Origin of the sequence: Pseudomonas crudilactis (assembly GCF_013433315.1) — a bacterium.
Taxonomy (GTDB): domain Bacteria; phylum Pseudomonadota; class Gammaproteobacteria; order Pseudomonadales; family Pseudomonadaceae; genus Aquipseudomonas; species Aquipseudomonas crudilactis.
Genome location: NZ_WXVV01000049.1, coordinates 1 through 1,201, shown reverse-complemented (window position 1 = coordinate 1,201; position 1,201 = coordinate 1). Strand labels below are relative to the sequence as shown.

The following is a 1,201-nucleotide window of genomic DNA, read 5'->3' as shown; positions in this document are numbered from 1 at the left end:
TCGCCTACTCGCCCGACTTCTTTCCTGTTTGATCCCCCGCAAAGTCCCCGCACCTTTTTGATGTGCGCGAGAGACTGCGAATGCTTCCAACCGATCGGCTGCTGGCCCTGAACAACAGCATCGGCCTGCTCGTTGTTGCTGCTTTGAACCCGGACGAGCCGGACTTCGAACACCTGATCCGCGAGTTCCGCCTGTGCCTGAACCACTACGACGCCTGGGCCGAGCAGTTCTGGACAGGCACCGCGCTGGATGTCGAACAGGTGTTCACCGTCGGCAACGACGTGCGCCTCAGTGCGCCGATCAAGTCGCGCCAACCGCTCAGTTCATCGGTGGTCATGTGCTCGGCCAGCGGGTCGCTGACGCTGGTGCATATGTTCGAGGCCGCGCGGTTTGTGCCGATCGGCGACACGCCGGTGACGCTCGAACCGGTGCTTGCCGATGTCGGCGGTGTGCTGACTTTCGGCGAACCGCTGCACCACATCATCGGCCCCAGCGGCATTCTGCAGGTGACCAACTGTGATCGGGGCCAGCGTTATCGCATCACCTTCTTTCCCGATGTGTCCACCGACCATGTGCAGGCGTTGTATGCCTCTTATGAAGGTGTCATTGCCGGCCTGGAAGGCTGGCTGCGCGCTGAGTGGACAGAATTTCAGCCGCAGTGGACGGAGTTTTCCAGCGCCGGATTTCTTGGCCGTTACGGTCAATTGCAACAGGCCGACTGGCGCGGATTCGAGAAAGCCCTGAATGGCGTCTGGGATGACATCCGGCAAGTGTTCGCCCTGCTCGCCGACCTGCAGGCCAACAGTGAAAAATTGCTGGAATACCTCAGCGAGGCCGAGCTTGAGGCGTTGTTGAATGCCTCCAGCGACGCCATTGCCAACGGTCTGCTGATCCTCAGTGACGAACCGCTGCTGTTCATTCATCTGGCCGCGTTTACCAGTTGGTTGAAGATGCTGCCGCCGCAATACCTGGCCGAAGTGGTGGCCGAGGTGCGGGTCGAACTGCTGATCAGTTTTCTGTTGATGGGGTTGTCGGGTGGCATCGGCGTGCCACTGCGCTTGAGCAGCAAGGTGCTGGCGAAGGTCAAGTCGCCGCGGGCGCGGGAATGGCTGGCGGCGTCGGCGTTGCGGTTGGCGGAACTGACTTCGGCACCGGAACTGAGCAAACACGCGAGCGCGTTGAAGCCGCTGATGTTTCACGC

1 pseudogene is annotated in these 1,201 nt (G+C 61.0%); it reads left to right on the top strand.

From position 1 onward, the window contains the following. Positions 1-80 precede the first annotated feature (80 nt). Positions 81-1,201: pseudogene (locus tag GTU76_RS29710) on the top strand (type IV secretion protein Rhs); the annotation flags it as partial.